15 protein-coding genes are annotated in these 14,851 nt (G+C 63.2%); 8 read left to right on the forward strand and 7 right to left on the reverse strand.

Annotation, left to right across the window (positions count from 1 at the left end; genetic code table 11):
- Positions 1 to 107 precede the first annotated feature (107 nt).
- The 3 genes from rplI to rpsF all read right to left on the reverse strand — a co-directional run bounded on the left by rplI (position 108) and on the right by rpsF (position 1,644).
- Positions 108 to 692 carry a 50S ribosomal protein L9 gene (rplI, locus tag FJ941_RS25080; protein WP_027144124.1) on the reverse strand — a complete coding sequence of 195 codons (585 nt, stop codon included), beginning with the start codon at positions 690 to 692 and terminating at the stop codon, positions 108 to 110.
- Positions 693 to 907: 215 nt separating this feature from the next.
- Complete coding sequence (gene rpsR, locus FJ941_RS25085) at positions 908 to 1,156, reverse strand: 30S ribosomal protein S18 (RefSeq protein WP_006203718.1); 249 nt, start codon at positions 1,154 to 1,156, stop codon at positions 908 to 910.
- The gene (gene rpsF, locus FJ941_RS25090; protein ID WP_027144123.1) at positions 1,156 to 1,644 is read right to left on the reverse strand and encodes a 30S ribosomal protein S6; all 489 of its coding nucleotides are present in this window, start codon (positions 1,642 to 1,644) and stop codon (positions 1,156 to 1,158) included. The genes rpsR and rpsF overlap by 1 nt, the downstream gene beginning before the upstream one ends.
- A gap of 464 nt (positions 1,645 to 2,108) precedes the next feature.
- Between rpsF and FJ941_RS25095 the strand changes: the two genes are divergently transcribed.
- Entirely contained in the window at positions 2,109 to 3,749 is a 1,641-nt protein-coding gene (locus FJ941_RS25095) for a pilus assembly protein (protein WP_140509843.1), read from the forward strand.
- 42 nt (positions 3,750 to 3,791) lie between these two features.
- Here the strand turns inward: FJ941_RS25095 and FJ941_RS25100 are convergent, their stop codons facing one another.
- Positions 3,792 to 5,753 (reverse strand): LTA synthase family protein, encoded by a 1,962-nt coding sequence (locus FJ941_RS25100; protein WP_181169960.1) that lies wholly within the window; start codon positions 5,751 to 5,753, stop codon positions 3,792 to 3,794.
- 245 nt (positions 5,754 to 5,998) lie between these two features.
- On the opposite strand from FJ941_RS25100, the gene fabD reads away from it, so the two are divergent.
- From fabD to gmk, 7 genes are all read left to right on the forward strand, one after another.
- Complete coding sequence (fabD, locus tag FJ941_RS25105) at positions 5,999 to 6,952, forward strand: ACP S-malonyltransferase (protein WP_140509845.1); 954 nt, start codon at positions 5,999 to 6,001, stop codon at positions 6,950 to 6,952.
- Positions 6,953 to 7,009: 57 nt separating this feature from the next.
- Complete coding sequence (gene fabG / locus FJ941_RS25110) at positions 7,010 to 7,747, forward strand: 3-oxoacyl-[acyl-carrier-protein] reductase (RefSeq protein WP_140509847.1); 738 nt, start codon at positions 7,010 to 7,012, stop codon at positions 7,745 to 7,747.
- A 210-nt stretch (positions 7,748 to 7,957) separates the two neighbouring features.
- A complete protein-coding gene (locus FJ941_RS25115) occupies positions 7,958 to 8,194 on the forward strand; it encodes an acyl carrier protein (protein ID WP_006203723.1) in 237 nt (78 codons plus the stop codon).
- 34 nt (positions 8,195 to 8,228) lie between these two features.
- Positions 8,229 to 9,491, forward strand: a complete 1,263-nt coding sequence (gene fabF, locus FJ941_RS25120) for a beta-ketoacyl-ACP synthase II (protein ID WP_140509849.1) — start codon at positions 8,229 to 8,231, stop codon at positions 9,489 to 9,491.
- A 102-nt stretch (positions 9,492 to 9,593) separates the two neighbouring features.
- Entirely contained in the window at positions 9,594 to 10,877 is a 1,284-nt protein-coding gene (gene mltG, locus FJ941_RS25125; protein ID WP_140509851.1) for an endolytic transglycosylase MltG, read from the forward strand.
- Positions 10,878 to 11,033: 156 nt separating this feature from the next.
- Positions 11,034 to 11,924: a YicC/YloC family endoribonuclease gene (locus FJ941_RS25130; protein WP_140509852.1), complete on the forward strand. Its 891-nt coding sequence runs from the start codon at positions 11,034 to 11,036 to the stop codon at positions 11,922 to 11,924.
- A 21-nt stretch (positions 11,925 to 11,945) separates the two neighbouring features.
- On the forward strand, positions 11,946 to 12,602 hold the full coding sequence (gmk, locus tag FJ941_RS25135; RefSeq protein ID WP_140509905.1) for a guanylate kinase: 657 nt from the start codon (positions 11,946 to 11,948) through the stop codon (positions 12,600 to 12,602).
- 6 nt (positions 12,603 to 12,608) lie between these two features.
- On the opposite strand, the gene FJ941_RS25140 is transcribed toward gmk, so the two are convergent.
- From FJ941_RS25140 to pdxA, 3 genes are all read right to left on the reverse strand, one after another.
- On the reverse strand, positions 12,609 to 12,899 hold the full coding sequence (locus tag FJ941_RS25140; protein WP_140509854.1) for a DUF1330 domain-containing protein: 291 nt from the start codon (positions 12,897 to 12,899) through the stop codon (positions 12,609 to 12,611).
- A 68-nt stretch (positions 12,900 to 12,967) separates the two neighbouring features.
- Positions 12,968 to 13,801 (reverse strand): 16S rRNA (adenine(1518)-N(6)/adenine(1519)-N(6))-dimethyltransferase RsmA, encoded by an 834-nt coding sequence (rsmA, locus tag FJ941_RS25145; RefSeq protein ID WP_140509856.1) that lies wholly within the window; start codon positions 13,799 to 13,801, stop codon positions 12,968 to 12,970.
- Positions 13,802 to 13,826: 25 nt separating this feature from the next.
- Positions 13,827 to 14,843, reverse strand: coding sequence for a 4-hydroxythreonine-4-phosphate dehydrogenase PdxA (pdxA, locus tag FJ941_RS25150; protein WP_181169966.1), 1,017 nt, complete (start codon positions 14,841 to 14,843; stop codon positions 13,827 to 13,829).
- Positions 14,844 to 14,851: the final 8 nt, after the last annotated feature.

Consider the following 14,851-nt stretch of genomic DNA (forward strand, 5'->3'; position numbering starts at 1 on the left):
GGGTTTCGAAAAGTTCCTTTTGGCACAAAAATGCCCGGGCGAGAGGCCCGGGCATTGGTCCAGAAATGGCTGGAAAGCGGTGGTCCGAGTGGCTCGGACCTGTGCGATCAGGCGTTTTCTTCGCCGCCTTCGAACTCGGCATTCGGATCGAAGAAGTTTTCCGGCCGCGCATTGTCGTTGATGTCGTCGCCGTAAATAGCTTCGGCGGTGGTCAGCGTCTCGCCCTTGGCCTGGCGTTCGGCCTCGTCGGCCGTGCGGGCGATGTTGAGCGTGATGGTGACTTCGACTTCCGGATGCAGGGCGATCGCCACATTGGTGACACCGATGGTCTTGATCGGCTGGTTGAGCTGGATCTGGTTGCGGTTGACCGTGAAGCCCTCCGTGATCAGCAGATCGGCGATGTCGCGCGTCGACACCGAACCGTAGAGCTGACCGGTCTCGCCGGCCGAGCGAACGGCGATGAAGCTCTTGCCGTCGAGCTTTTCGGCAACCTGCGCGGCTTCAGACTTGCGCTCGAGGTTGCGGGCTTCGAGCTGGGCGCGCTGGCCTTCGAATTTCTTCTTGTTGGCTTCGTTGGCGCGCAGCGCCTTGCCCTGCGGCAGCAGGAAGTTGCGGGCAAAACCGTCCTTGACCTTGACGGTATCGCCCATCTGGCCGAGGCGGGAGACGCGTTCGAGAAGAATGACGTCCATGATTATGTTCCTTTTGGTTGGGCGTCCGTCCACAAGGCCGGCGCCGAATTCTCTGGAACAGGTCAGGAAGCAAAAGGGCGTTGCCGCCGGTGTCGCTGTCCTGCCTGTCGCGGCAGTTAGAGGTTTGGACCTCAACTCGGGATTTGATGCCTAACCGGTCATGCCCGTCATGGCCGGCGATAAGGAACGGGCGGCGAACCGCCCGTTCGGAAGAACTAGCGAACCACGTAGGGCAGCAGGCCGAGGAAGCGGGCGCGCTTGATCGCCTTGGCGAGCTCGCGCTGCTTCTTCTGGCTGACGGCGGTGATGCGCGACGGCACGATCTTGCCGCGCTCGGAAATGTAGCGCTGCAGCAGACGCACATCCTTGTAGTCGATCTTCGGTGCGTTGGCGCCGGAGAACGGGCAGGTCTTGCGGCGGCGATGGAAAGGGCGCCGGGTCGGGATCTGGTTGATGTCGACCATTATTCTGCACCCCCTTCAAAACCTTCGCGCGGACGGCGCGGACCACGGTCGCCGCCTTCGCGATCGCCGAACGAACGCGGGCCACGATCGCCGCGGTCGCCGAAGCTGCGCGCCGGACGATCGCCACGGTCGCGATCGCCGAAGCCGCCGCGCTCGGAGCGCTCTTCGCGCTTCTGCATCATGGCCGAAGGGCCTTCCTCATGCGCCTCGACCTTGATGGTCAGGAAACGCAGCACGTCCTCGGACAGACCCATCTGGCGCTCCATCTCGTTGAGCGCCGCCGGCGGGCAGGTGAGGTCCATCAGCGTGTAGTATGCCTTCCGGTTCTTGTTGACCCGGTAGGTGAGGGACTTCAGTCCCCAGTTCTCGACCCGGCCGACGGACCCGCCATTTGCTGCGATGACGCCCTTGTACTGTTCGACAAGCGCATCGACCTGCTGCTGCGAGAGGTCCTGCCGGGCAAGAAACACATGTTCGTAAAGAGCCATTATGTATCAGTGCCTTTCTTCGTTTCTCTCCCGGTTCCCGGCGGCAAAAGCCTCTGCAACTTCTCTGACCCGCGTGTGCCTCGAAAGGCGCGGGGAAGAAAGGAGCATGACGAGACGGTCGAGAGCGGAGACACGGGAGGCGGAAGCGCTTCTGGCATCACACGAAGGTTCTAGAAAAAACCTCCGGCCCTCCGTTCAGCCCCCAGCTGGGACCGGCAGATTGGCGGCGTCTATACAGCAATCCGCTGATAAGGCAAGGGCAAGCGGCATCCCCGATGTCGCAGCCACCGCAAAATCAAGCTGCGGCGCGCGCAAGGCCTGGCGATTTTCCCGCCAACCGGCGCTTAACCACAATCTCAGCCTGCGCCGGGTTGAGCCCCACCGTCAACGGTCGATTCATCATGCAACATGCAAAAGACCGGGCCACCGCGCATATCAAGCGGCAGGCATTTCCGGGGGTAAGGATGCTTCTCAACAGATTCTGGCGCTCGAAGAGCGGCAATTTCGCGCTTCTGATGGGGTTGGGGCTGCCAGCCATTCTGTCAGCCGTGGCCTTCGCGACCGATGTCTCGACCATGATGCGGGCGAAGAGCAACCTGCAGAACGCGCTCGATTCCGCAAACCTTGCCTCGTCGCATCTTGGCGATCTGGACATTACCCGCACCGACGCCTTCAACCGCTATTTCCAGGCAAACATCGCCGGGCATGGCGAACTCGTCAACGCGCAGGCGACGCTGACCGTCGACAAGGGCGTCAATTTCATCAAGACCAAGGCGGTCGCCTCGGCCGACGTCAATCTGAACTTCGCTTTCCTGTTTGGCCAAAGCAAGCACATCGTGGTCGATGCCTCGGCGGTCGAATCGAACAATCAGCTCGAAGTCGTGCTGGTGCTGGACAATACCGGCTCGATGCGCGGCGCCCGTATGACGGCGCTCAGGGCCGCGACCAAATCATTGCTCGATACTCTCGAATCGACAAAATCGCCGACGCGCCAGGTCCGTGCCTCACTGGTGCCATTCGTCACGGCCGTGAACGTCAACGGCGACGGGTTCGACCCGTCCTGGATCGATATGGACGGCAAATCCTCGACCAACGGCATAAATTTCCCCGTCATCGACGGCAAACGCCCGAACCACATGGCGCTGTTCAAGCAGCTCAAGGACACCGGATGGGCCGAGCCCGGATGGAACGACACGGGATGGAAGGGCTGCGTGGAGGCGCGGCCCGGCGCCTACAACATTTCCGACACGCCGCCCGATCCGACCAAGCCCGACACGCTGTTCGTTCCCTATTTTGCGCCGGATGATCCCGGAGATGCGCAGATGCCGTCCGGCACCTATGGCAATGAGGCAAAATACTACAACAATTCTTATCTCGCCGACACCGGCGACACGGTCAAGCTGGACAAACAGAAAGGCAACAACCGGCTCGGCATCGACTTCAGCGGCCTCGGCACCGATCCCGACAAAACCACCAAGGAAAAAGTCGCCAAATATGTGGCGCCAGACAAGGAACTTATCACCGAGACAGGAACTTCCATCACCGTTGGCCCGAACCGTTCCTGCCCGACCCCTGTCGTTCCCTTGACCGAAGATTTCGACAAGCTGCGCAAGGCGGCAAGCCAGATGACCGAGTGGAACGGCTCGGGCACCAACGTGTCGGAGGGCCTGTCGTGGGGCATGCGTGTGCTGTCGCCCGCTCCGCCTTATACCGACGGGGCGCCGTGGAAGACGCCTGGCATCAGCAAGATCGTGCTGTTGCTCACCGACGGTGAGAATGTCGTCTATGGTGCCAGCGAACAGCCGACGAAATCCGACTACACATCCTATGGCTATCTGGCGGGTGGCCGCTTCGGGTCGGATAACCAGGCCACGGCGGCCCGCAATGTCGACGGCTGGACCAAGAGCGTCTGCACGCAGTTGAAGAACGAGGCGGTGCAAATCTATACTCTGGTGCTGCAATCCGACACGCCCGCCAACCGTACGCTTTACAGCGCCTGCGCTTCCGACCCGAGCAACTATTATGCCGTCAATGACCCGACCAAACTGCCGGACGTGTTCCTGCAGATCGCCAACAAGTTCTCGAAGCTGCAATTGACGAATTGAACCGATGGCCCGAGAGCATCGGGCCTGAGCCGACCGGTCGGCTCAACTCGTATGGGAGACAACCTTGTCGACCGTTTCAGGGAAGAAGTCGGGTGCCGCGAGGCGTTTGCCGAACATCATGTCATATTGCAACAGACGGAAATCGCGGATCGCCGGGTCGATCTCCTTCTGCCGAGCCCAGTCGGACGTCGCCTCGCCCGTCGGCGTCAGCAACAAGTTGCGGTCGACGACGCGATAGCGCTCCCGCATCTCGCCCAGGAAACCGGTGTAGTAGGGGTGGGTGATGCCCGCGGCGGTCAGGATATGATAGGGCAGGAAGGCAGGGCTCACCGTCCCCAGATTCGCGACCGGGCCCGAGCGGTTCGACCAGATGATCAGCGGTGTCGCGTGGTGTTCGAGAGCCGCCTCCGGTGTCGGTTCCTTGCGTGGCGCGACATTGTCCTTCAGGAAGCCGGTCTCGACATAGACCGGTCCGAGCGGCGGCAGGTGGTCACCGAAAAAGGCGACAATCGTTGGCCGCTCGCGCGTCTTGGCCCATTCGACCAGCCGCTCGAGGCCGCGGTCCGCGTCGGCTGAACCCTCGGCATAGGAGATCAGCGAGTCACGCGCCCACTGGCTGATCGGGGCTTGCACCGAGTGGGTCGGGTTTGAATAGCGGTTCGGTTCATACGGGCCATGGTTTTGCAGGCTGACGGCGAAGAAGAAGACCGGGTCGTCGCTGGCGTTGGCTTCCCGGATGATCTCGTCGGTCATCGCGGCGTCGGATGCCAGCGGTCCGCGCTTTTCCATGGGCGGCAGCGTCTCTTCCGATTTGAAGTCGTTGAAGCCGAAATCGGCATAGACCGCGCCGCGATTCCAGAACCAGTTTGTGCCTGGATGGATGGCGCGTGCCCTATAGCCTTCGCTCTTCAGGAAGGTCGCCATCGACGGCGTCGGAGTGCGTACATATTGCTGGTAGGGAATGCTGCCGGCCGGCAGGAAGGCGTTCGAGAACCCGGTAAGCGCTTCGAATTCGATGTTGGCGGTCATGCCGCCGAATTCAGGCGAGAACATCGAGCCGGAGCGGAGCGCCCGCACATTGGGGATCGGATCCGGGGTGATGGTGACGCCGGGCAGCTTGGTCGAATCCCAGAAGGATTCGCTCATGACGACGATGATGTCGGGCTTCTCGGTAGGTATGGAGGCCGTCACATTGGTTCGGTCAATGGCCGCAATTGCCTTGTCGGAATAGCCTGGTGGTGCCGAGACATGCGCCATCGGCACGTTGAGCGCGAAGGCGAGCGCAAAGCCGTTGGAGGCATAGTTTTCCTTCTGGTCCCACATGATGGGGATGATCTGCAGCCGGTCCCGCGTCCACGAGAAAGTGGCGTAGTCCATGATCGAGACGAAGAAGGCGAGCAGCGGCACCGCCAGCGTCAGCCGGGCAAGGCGGCCCTTGTGGCTGAGGGCTGGAACCTTGCGGCGCCAAAGCCGCCAGCCGTAGACGAGCAGGGACAGGCCGGCGACGATGCCCGCGACCATGGCGAGCGCGGTCATAGGCCGCTCGCGCACCAGCAGCGGCAGCAGGGCGAAGATCTGGCGGGCGTAGAGAAAATCCGTCGGATAGAGCGGATCGCCGAGATAATGCGATTTCTGGTGGCCGACAAAGGCCAGCGACAGGGTCAGCGGCGCCACGATCATGAGGCTCTGATGACTGCGCCCGAGGACCGCGTCGAGACCGATCAGGACCAGCGCGAACACGACGATGGTTGTCCAGCCCGGCTTGAACGGCTGCAGGAAGAAGGAAACGGTGCCGGCAACATCGCCGCGCACGATCAGTTCGATGGCGAACACCAGCACGGCCGAGATCGCCAGGCTGATCAGCCCGTAACGGACGACCGGCCATCGCCGGCCCGGCAGATAGCCGGTGGACGGATCGTCTTCCAGGAACTGCGGCACGGCGTTGCCGGCACGTTTAAAGCTCTTTGCCACTTTAACTTCCCACCCCAAGACAATCCATGTCATTCGATTGTCATATAATTGTCACGCAAAGCTAGCGCCTGTGACGAAAATAAGAAGAGCCAGCAAACGATTCGTGAGCGGTTTTCATCAGGTGTGATCGCCGCAAAGCCCTTTGGGAACAGGCGCTCGGCGCATGGTTCGGATTAGGCGCCGGGTTGAACCGGGCTTGACTTGGCGGCCTGCCTTGCGTCACAGGCAGGGAAAATTCGTAGTATCAGGCAAGCAAAACAAGTCTGGGGAGCCCTCGCATGGCCGTCGCATTCACCTTTCCAGGACAAGGAAGCCAGGCTGTCGGCATGGGCAAGGATCTTGCCGATGTCTTTCCAGAGGCGCGCAGGATCTTCCAGGAAGTCGATGACGCGCTTGGCGAAAACCTGTCGAAGCTGATCTGGGAAGGTCCCGAAGAGACCCTGACGCTGACGGCCAATGCGCAGCCGGCCCTCATGGCGGTATCGCTGGCGGCGATCAGGGCGCTGGAAGCGCGCGGTTTCTCGCTGAAGGACAAGGTCGCCTATGTCGCCGGCCATTCGCTGGGCGAATATTCGGCACTCGCCGCCGCCGGCTTCGTTTCCGTTGCCGATGCCGCCCGTCTGCTGCGCATTCGCGGCAACGCCATGCAGGCGGCGGTGCCGGCCGGCGAGGGCGCCATGGCGGCGATCATCGGATTGGAGCAGGCCGATGTCGAAGCTGCCTGTGCCGAGGCCGCCCTGGGCGCTGGCAAGGGCGCTGCCTGCCAGGTGGCGAACGACAATGGCGGCGGTCAGCTGGTCATATCAGGCACGAGAGCCGCGGTGGAACTGGCGGCGAGACTGTGCACCGAAAAGGGTGCCAAACGGGCCCTGATGCTGCAGGTTTCGGCGCCTTTCCATTCCGCGCTGATGACACCGGCGGCCGAGATCATGCGCGAGGCGCTGGCGAGCGTCGCGAGGGCCGCGCCGGTGGTGCCCATCGTCTCCAACGTCACCGTCACTCCGACTAGTGACCCCGATGAGATCGCACGGCGTCTGGTCGAACAGGTGGTTGCCCGCGTGCGCTGGCGCGAAACGGTGGAATGGTTCGGCGCCAACGGCGTCTCCACGCTTTACGAGATCGGCGCCGGCAAGGTGCTTTCGGGCCTGGCGCGGCGCATCAACCGCGACATCGCCACCGCTTCTGTAGGTTCCGCGGCCGAGGTCGAAGCGGCATTGGCGGCGCTTGCATAAAACGCCATTTGATACCATCCCTATGCGGGGTGCCCTCTTCTCAACCTGGAGACAAAAATGTTCGAATTGACCGGCCGCAAGGCGCTTGTCACCGGCGCAACGGGGGGCATCGGCGAGGCGATCGCCAGGGTGCTGCATGCGCAGGGCGCGATCGTTGGCCTGCACGGCACGCGCCTCGAGAAACTGGAAACGCTGGCCTCCGAACTGGGCGACCGGGTCAAGCTGTTCCCGGCCAACCTGTCGAACCGCGACGAGGTCAAGACACTCGGCCAGAAGGCGGAGGCCGATCTCGAGGGCGTCGACATTCTGGTCAACAATGCCGGCATCACCAAGGACGGCCTGTTCGTGCGCATGTCGGACGCCGACTGGGATACCGTGCTGGAGGTTAACCTCACCGCCGTTTTCAGGCTGACCCGTGAACTGACCCACCCGATGATGCGCCGCCGCCATGGCCGCATCATCAACATCACTTCGGTGGTCGGCGTGACCGGCAATCCCGGCCAGGCGAATTACTGTGCCTCCAAGGCCGGTATGATCGGCTTGTCGAAGTCGCTGGCGCAGGAGATCGCCACCCGCAACATCACCGTCAACTGCGTCGCTCCGGGCTTCATCGAATCGGCGATGACCGACAAGCTCAACGACAAGCAGAAAGAGGCGATCATGGCGGCGATCCCCACGAAGCGCATGGGCACCAGTGCCGAAGTGGCGTCCGCCGTTGCCTATCTGGCTTCGAACGAGGCCGCCTACGTAACCGGGCAGACCATTCATGTGAATGGCGGTATGGCGATGATCTGAGCGAGGTCCGCGGTAACATCGCCGCGCTGTGAAAACCCACCATTTCGGCTTGGACCTTGGCTATTTTTCGTGTAATGCGGCCCGCAACCCGGCGGTTCGGGCAAAAACCGGTCCGTGGCCGTTGCGTTTCCGGCAGGACCATCTTTCAGCTTGATTAGCGGCATTCCGCCCGCTAACGAAGACAGACAACCAAAAGACGAGGATGCCCAAATGAGTGACACCGCAGAGCGCGTCAAGAAGATCGTCATCGAACACCTTGGCGTCGATGCCGACAAAGTGACGGAGCAGGCGAGCTTCATCGATGATCTGGGCGCTGACAGCCTCGACACGGTCGAACTGGTCATGGCGTTCGAAGAAGAATTCGGTGTCGAGATCCCCGATGACGCAGCCGAGACCATTCTGACCGTCGGCGATGCGGTGAAGTACATTGACAAGGCTTCGGCCTGACGCTTTCGGCAGTCATCACCGGGGAGGACCTGCGATGAGGCGTGTCGTCGTCACGGGCCTTGGCCTTGTTTCACCGTTCGGCATGGGGTTCGAGCACGGCTGGAAGGAACTGCTGACCGGCCGCAGCGCTGCCAAGCGCGTCACCGAGTTCGAGGTGGACGATCTTGCCTGCAAGATCGCCCACGTCATTCCGCGTGGCGACGGCTCCAACGGTACGCTCAATCCCGAATCCATTCTTGAGCCGAAGGAACTTCGCAAAATCGGCGACTTCATCCTGTACGGGATCGCGGCCGCCGATGAAGCGCTGAAGGATTCCGGCTGGCAGCCTTCAACCGAGGAGGAGCGTTGCGCCACTGGTGTGCTGATCGGCTCCGGCATCGGCGGTCTTGAGGGCATCGCCGAGAACGCGATCATCCTCAAGGAACGCGGCCCACGCCGCATCAGCCCGTTCTTCATTCCCGGAAATATCATCAATCTGGTGTCGGGCCAGGTTTCGATCCGGCACGGATTGAAAGGCCCCAACCACGCTGTGGTCACTGCTTGCTCGACCGGCGCGCACGCCATCGGCGACGCCGCCCGGCTGATCATCTTCGGCGATGCCGACATCATGCTGGCCGGTGGCGCCGAATCGCCGGTGACCCGGCTTTCGCTCGCCGGCTTCGCCGCCTGCCGGGCACTCTCGACCGAGCGCAACGATAGCCCGCAAACGGCCTCGCGGCCTTACGACCGCGACCGCGACGGCTTCGTCATGGGCGAGGGCGCCGGTGTCGTCGTGCTGGAAGAGCTCGAGCATGCCAAGGCGCGTGGAGCGAAGATTTATGCCGAGGTGACTGGCTACGGCCTGACCGGCGACGCCTATCACATCACCGCACCGGCAGAAGATGGCGACGGGGCCTTCCGTTGCATGACGGCGGCGCTGAACCGGGCAAAGCTTACGCCAGCCGATGTTGACTACATCAATGCGCACGGCACCTCGACCATGGCCGATACGATCGAACTCGGCGCTGTCGAGCGGCTGGTCGGCAATGCGGCGTCCAAGATTTCAATGTCGTCGACCAAGTCGTCGATCGGCCATTTGCTGGGAGCAGCCGGCGCGGCCGAAGCGATCTTTTCGATCCTCGCCATCCGCGACAATATCGCACCGGCGACCATTAACCTCGACAATCCCGAACGCGAAACCGCGATCGACCTGGTGCCGAACAAGCCACGCCCTCGCCAGATCGACGTAGCCCTGTCCAATTCCTTCGGCTTCGGCGGCACCAACGCCTCGCTCGTCTTCCAGCGGTATAATGGCTGACGGTCCGGCTACCGGGCAATGCTTTGGCGTGCCGTCAATTTTGCCATATTCGCCTCTACTCTGCCGCAGGGGATTCGTTGAGGGATCGAACGGTAGGGCGAAATGAACACAAATCCGTCAGACAACGGAGAATTCAGGCAAAGGCCGGCGAATACCGGGCCGATCGTGCCGAAGACGGCCAGCGAGGCGCTGCGGCCGGAAGCCGGAACGCCGCCGCCGAAACGCTCGCGCGCTTCGCGCAGCCAGGTCGTCGTGTTCATGAACTTCGTCATCTCCTCGGTGATGCTGATGGTTCTGGCGGCGGGCGTGGCCCTCTATTTCGGCAAGCAGGAGTTTACCGAGCCCGGCCCTTCCGCCAATGGCGACACTTTCCTCGTCAAGCCCAACACTGGCGTCCAGGATATCGCCGACCAGCTTGAGCGCCGCGGACTAATCAGCGACGCCCGCGTATTCCGCCTCGGCGTGCGTGCCTTCGGCAACGATTCCGCACTCAAGGCCGGAGAATACGAGATCAAGCCCAGGGCATCCATGCGCGACATCATGGAACTCCTGAAGAGCGGCAAGTCGGTGATGTACTCGCTGACTATTCCCGAAGGGCTGACGGTTGAGCAGGCCTTGCAGCGCATCGCCGACGAACCCGCCCTGAGCGGCGATATGCCGGCGAAGACGCCCCCCGAGGGCAGCCTTGCCACCGACACGCTGCGCTTCACGCGTGGCGCAACGCGTCAGCAGATGGTCGAAAAGCTGCTCGCCGATCAGAAGAAACTGGTCGATGAGGTGTGGCAGCGGCGCGCGCCGGATCTGCCCCTGGCCAACGTCGAGGACTTTGTCACTCTGGCCTCGATCGTCGAGAAGGAAACCGGCAAGGGCGATGAACGCTCACGGGTGGCTGCTGTCTTCCTGAACCGGTTGGCCAAGGGCATGCGCCTGCAGTCCGATCCGACCATCATCTATGGTCTGTTTGGCGGCAAGGGCAAGCCGGTGGACCGCCCGATCTACCAGTCCGACATCCAGAAGCAGACGCCTTACAACACTTATGTGATCAGCGGCCTGCCGCCGACGCCTATCGCCAATCCAGGCCGCGCGGCCCTCGAGGCCGTGGCCAATCCGTCGAAGACCGACGACCTCTATTTCGTCGCCGACGGCACGGGCGGTCACGTCTTTGCGTCGACCCTGAACGAGCATAATGAAAACGTCGCCCGCTATCGCGCGCTGCAGAAGAAGCAGGCCGATGAAGCAGCCAAGGCCGCCGCTGCCGCCGGTACCAGCGGCAGTGCCGACAAGCCTGCTGCCGACAACCCTGCTTCCGACAAGCCTGCTGACGACAGCGACGGCACCGGTGGCGACAACGGCAATGCCGGCGGTGATGCGGGCGCGGTCCAGTAAGGTGAAGAAAGGCGTTGCCTGGAAGGCGGCGGCCTGACATTTGAAGGAACGCCGGGCGTCCGATTTCGACGCATTCGCGGTGTGGTCATTTTAAGCCGCGCTTGCCCCTCCGGAAAACCGTTTCGGGGTAAGGCGCCAGGGGGTGTACAGGGCGACATGAATTTGCAGAGCATGACCGGTTTTGCGCGCGTCGTCGCCGAATATGACGGCACCGCGATTGCCTGGGAAGTCAAATCCGTCAATGGCAAGAGCGTCGAGGTTCGCCTGCGGCTGCCTCAGGGATTCGAGCGGCTGGAGCCTGTGGTCAGGCAGACGCTGCAGAAGCGTTTCGCCCGCGGCAATTTCCAGGCGACGCTGACCATCGGCCGCGCCGCCAGCGCGCAGACGCAACCTGTCGTCAACGAGGCGTTTTTGAAAGATCTCGCCGGTCTGGCCAAGCGGCTGCAGGAACAGTTCGGCGTTGCGCCCGCGACGGCTGACGGATTGCTGTCGCTGCGTGGCGTGCTCGACGTTGCCGAAACCATCGAAACCGAAGAAGTGCGGGCCGCGCTCGATACCGCCATCATGGCCGCGCTGGACGTGGCGCTGAACGGCCTGGAACAGGCCAGGCAAGGCGAGGGCGCCGCGCTGGCCGTGCTTTTGTCCGGCCATATCGACACCATCGAGACACTGACCCTGCGCGCGGAAGCCGACCCGTCACGCGACACGGCGGCGATCCGCGAACGCATTGCCGAGCAGGTCCGGCTGCTGATGGACGCATCCGCCAATCTGGATGCAAGCCGGCTGCACATGGAGGCGGCGTTCCTTGCCACCAAGGCCGATATTCGCGAAGAGATCGACCGGCTGAAAACGCATGTCGCGTCTGGCCGGGCTTTGCTCGAGGGCGGCGGCGCGGTCGGCCGCAAGCTCGATTTTCTGGCACAGGAATTTAACCGCGAATCGAATACGCTGTGTTCGAAGTCGAATGCCGCCGCCGTCACCGCGATCGGGCTGGAACTGAAGGCGGTCGTCGACCAGTTTCGTGAACAGGTCCAGAATCTGGAGTAGCCGATGGTCGCCAAGGAACCGATGGTTCCCAGGGATATGGGATCCCGCATCCGCCGCCGGGGGCTGATGCTCGTCCTGTCGTCACCATCGGGTGCCGGCAAGTCGACGATCGCGCGCAACCTTCTGGAGAGCGACTCCAGCCTCGAACTGTCGGTCTCGGTCACCACGAGGCCACGCCGTGGTTCGGAAATCGAGGGCGTTCACTACCACTTCCGCACGATGCGCGAATTCGAGCGATTGCGCGATTCCGACGCGCTCCTCGAATGGGCGGAAGTGCACGGCAATTGCTATGCGACACCGCGCGAGCCGGCCGAACTGGCGCTGGCGCAGGGCCGCGATATGCTGTTCGACATCGACTGGCAGGGCGCCCAGCAGCTCAAGGAGAAGATGCGTGCCGACATCGTCTCGATCTTCATCCTGCCTCCGTCGATGAAGGAATTGAAGGCGCGGCTGAAGCGGCGCGCCGAGGACCAGGAAGCGGTGATCGAGACGCGGCTGAAGAACGCCCGCAACGAGATCGAGCACTGGAAGGAATATGACTTCGTCATCGTCAATGACGATCTCGACCGTGCCTTCGCCGAGGTTCGCGGCATCGTCGTGGCCGAGCGGCTGCGGCGCGACCGCCGGCCCGGTCTCTTCGATTTCGTGTCGGGATTGTTGGACGAAAAGACCGTGTGACTGGCGTCAGGGCGCCATGCCCTCGACCAGGATCAGATGTCGGCTGAGCGCGGCATCGCGTACCTCCAGCGCCGCCGCATATTCGGCGGATGCGTACCAGCGCCTTGCCCGCTCGATGTCGGGAAATTCGACGACGATCAGCGGACCAGGATGCCAATCACTCCAGCGTCTGCACTTGGCCGCCGCGCACCAGATAACGCCCGCCATGCCGGGCGATCGAGGCCGCGGCGCGGGAGCGTATGTCTGCAACGCCTTTTCGTCGCGGACCGTGACATCGGAAATGACATAGGCGGGCATTCCTGGTTCTCCGGCATGTTCGCCAGACTACCTATGCCTCGGTCATCACAATTCCAGACCTGCCGGCGCTAGACCGCATTGGTCAGCCGCACGAACTCCTCGACGCTGAGCGTTTCGGCACGTCGCGTCGGGTCGATCCCCGCTCTTTCGAGCAAGGCCTCGCCGCCGAGGCTTTTCACGCTCTGCCGCAGCATCTTTCGGCGTTGGCCGAAGGCGGCTTCCGTGACCCGGCCGAGTTTCTTCACCTCGGCGGGCAGGGGTGTCGCGCGTGGTTCCAGATGCACCACCGAGGAGGTGACCTTGGGCGGTGGCGTGAAGGCTTGAGGCGGGACGTCGAAGGCGATCCTGGCCTGCGTGCGCCAGCCGGCGAGCACACCCAGCCTGCCATAGGCATCGCTGTCGGGTGCGGCGACGATGCGCTGCGCCACCTCACGCTGGAACATCAGCGTCATCGAGGCATAGAAGGGCGGCCAGTCCGCGACCGTCAGCCATCGGATCAGCAGTTCGGTGCCGATGTTGTAGGGCAGATTGGCCACGATCCGGACCGGAGCGTGGTCGGTTCCCGAGGCGAGGGCGGCGAAGTCGATCTTCAGCGCGTCGCCTGAAATCACCTCCAGCCGACCTGGGTAGTGAGCGGACACCTCGGCAAGCGCCGCCAGGCAGCGTTCATCGCGCTCGATGGCGACGACCCGGCGGGCGCCGTTCGATAGCAGCGCCCTTGTCAGCCCTCCAGGCCCGGGCCCAACCTCGATCACCGTGGCATTCGTCAGGTCGCCGGCGCTGCGTGCGATCTTGCCGGTCAAATTGAGATCGAGCAGGAAGTTCTGGCCGAGCGCCTTTTTCGCCTGCAGCCCATGGCGCTCGATGACGTCACGCAGCGGCGGCAGCCCATCGATGCTCATGCGCGAAGACCGGAAGCGAAAGCGCTCATGCGGTGCCAGCCTTTGCGTCGACGTCAGCCAGTCTTCTGGCGAGCTTCAGCGCCGCGATCAGGCTGTCGGGTCGTGCCACGCCCTTGCCGGCGATGTCGAAGGCGGTGCCGTGGTCGGGCGAGGTGCGGATGAAGGGCAGGCCCAGCGTGACGTTGACCGCCTCGTCGAAGGCCAGCGCCTTGGCCGGGATCAATGCCTGGTCGTGATACATGCACAATGCAGCGTCGTAGCCTGCCCGCACCCGGGCATGGAACAGCGAGTCGGCGGGCAAGGGCCCGAAAGCATCGATGCCTTCAGCGCGCAGGATGTCGACCGCCGGGCGCACGATATGCTCGTCTTCCAGGCCCATGGAGCCGCCTTCGCCGGCATGCGGATTGAGGCCCGCAATGGCGAGCCGCGGCCTGGCGATGCCGAAGCGGCTGGCAAGGTCGGCCGCCGTGATGCGCGCGGTCGCGACGATCAATTCGGTGCTTAGGACCTTCGGCACCTCGGCCAGAGCGATGTGGATGGTGACGGGAACCGTGCGCAGGTCGGGGCCTGCCAGCATCATCACCGGCATCGCCTCGACGCCGCTGTGCCGAGCCGCCAGATGCGCCAGATATTCGGTGTGGCCGGGAAAACGGAAGCCGGCATCGTAGAGCGGTTTCTTGGCTATCGGGCAGGTCACCACGGCAGCGGCCTCGCCGGCAAGGCAGGCGGCGACCGCGCGGTCAATCGCTTCGATGATGCCGGCTGCATTGGCCGGGTCGGGTCGCCCGGGGCTGTCGATGAAGCGCGCCGTCAGGGGAACGATCGGCAAGGCGCGGCCAAAGACCTCGATCGCCTGCACCGGCGTCACTTCCTCGACAGGCAGCGAGAGGCCAAGGTGGCGTGCTCGCGATGCGACCACGGCCGGGTCGGCCAGCAGGTAGAAGGCGGGCAAGCCGACGGCGTTCCGCGCAAGGAAGGCGGCGATGGCGATTTCAGGGCCGATACCGGACGGATCGCCGACGCTCAACGCCAGCGCGGTCATCGTGCTGC

The organism is Mesorhizobium sp. B2-3-13 (genome assembly GCF_006442195.1).
Classification (GTDB): Bacteria; Pseudomonadota; Alphaproteobacteria; order Rhizobiales; family Rhizobiaceae; genus Mesorhizobium; species Mesorhizobium salmacidum.

What these genes read in the sequence shown, in the direction of transcription:
- FJ941_RS25100 (WP_181169960.1), bottom strand. Translation starts at nt 5,753, where the DNA reads ATGACATGGATTGTCTTGGGGTGGGAAGTTAAAGTGGCAAAGAGCTTT.
- rplI (WP_027144124.1), bottom strand. Translation starts at nt 692, where the DNA reads ATGGACGTCATTCTTCTCGAACGCGTCTCCCGCCTCGGCCAGATGGGC.
- FJ941_RS25130 (WP_140509852.1), top strand. Translation starts at nt 11,034, where the DNA reads ATGAATTTGCAGAGCATGACCGGTTTTGCGCGCGTCGTCGCCGAATAT.
- fabG (WP_140509847.1), top strand. Translation starts at nt 7,010, where the DNA reads ATGTTCGAATTGACCGGCCGCAAGGCGCTTGTCACCGGCGCAACGGGG.
- pdxA (WP_181169966.1), bottom strand. Translation starts at nt 14,843, where the DNA reads ATGACCGCGCTGGCGTTGAGCGTCGGCGATCCGTCCGGTATCGGCCCT.
- FJ941_RS25115 (WP_006203723.1), top strand. Translation starts at nt 7,958, where the DNA reads ATGAGTGACACCGCAGAGCGCGTCAAGAAGATCGTCATCGAACACCTT.
- rpsR (WP_006203718.1), bottom strand. Translation starts at nt 1,156, where the DNA reads ATGGTCGACATCAACCAGATCCCGACCCGGCGCCCTTTCCATCGCCGC.
- fabD (WP_140509845.1), top strand. Translation starts at nt 5,999, where the DNA reads ATGGCCGTCGCATTCACCTTTCCAGGACAAGGAAGCCAGGCTGTCGGC.
- rpsF (WP_027144123.1), bottom strand. Translation starts at nt 1,644, where the DNA reads ATGGCTCTTTACGAACATGTGTTTCTTGCCCGGCAGGACCTCTCGCAG.
- mltG (WP_140509851.1), top strand. Translation starts at nt 9,594, where the DNA reads ATGAACACAAATCCGTCAGACAACGGAGAATTCAGGCAAAGGCCGGCG.
- fabF (WP_140509849.1), top strand. Translation starts at nt 8,229, where the DNA reads ATGAGGCGTGTCGTCGTCACGGGCCTTGGCCTTGTTTCACCGTTCGGC.
- rsmA (WP_140509856.1), bottom strand. Translation starts at nt 13,801, where the DNA reads ATGAGCATCGATGGGCTGCCGCCGCTGCGTGACGTCATCGAGCGCCAT.
- FJ941_RS25140 (WP_140509854.1), bottom strand. Translation starts at nt 12,899, where the DNA reads ATGCCCGCCTATGTCATTTCCGATGTCACGGTCCGCGACGAAAAGGCG.
- FJ941_RS25095 (WP_140509843.1), top strand. Translation starts at nt 2,109, where the DNA reads ATGCTTCTCAACAGATTCTGGCGCTCGAAGAGCGGCAATTTCGCGCTT.
- gmk (WP_140509905.1), top strand. Translation starts at nt 11,946, where the DNA reads ATGGTTCCCAGGGATATGGGATCCCGCATCCGCCGCCGGGGGCTGATG.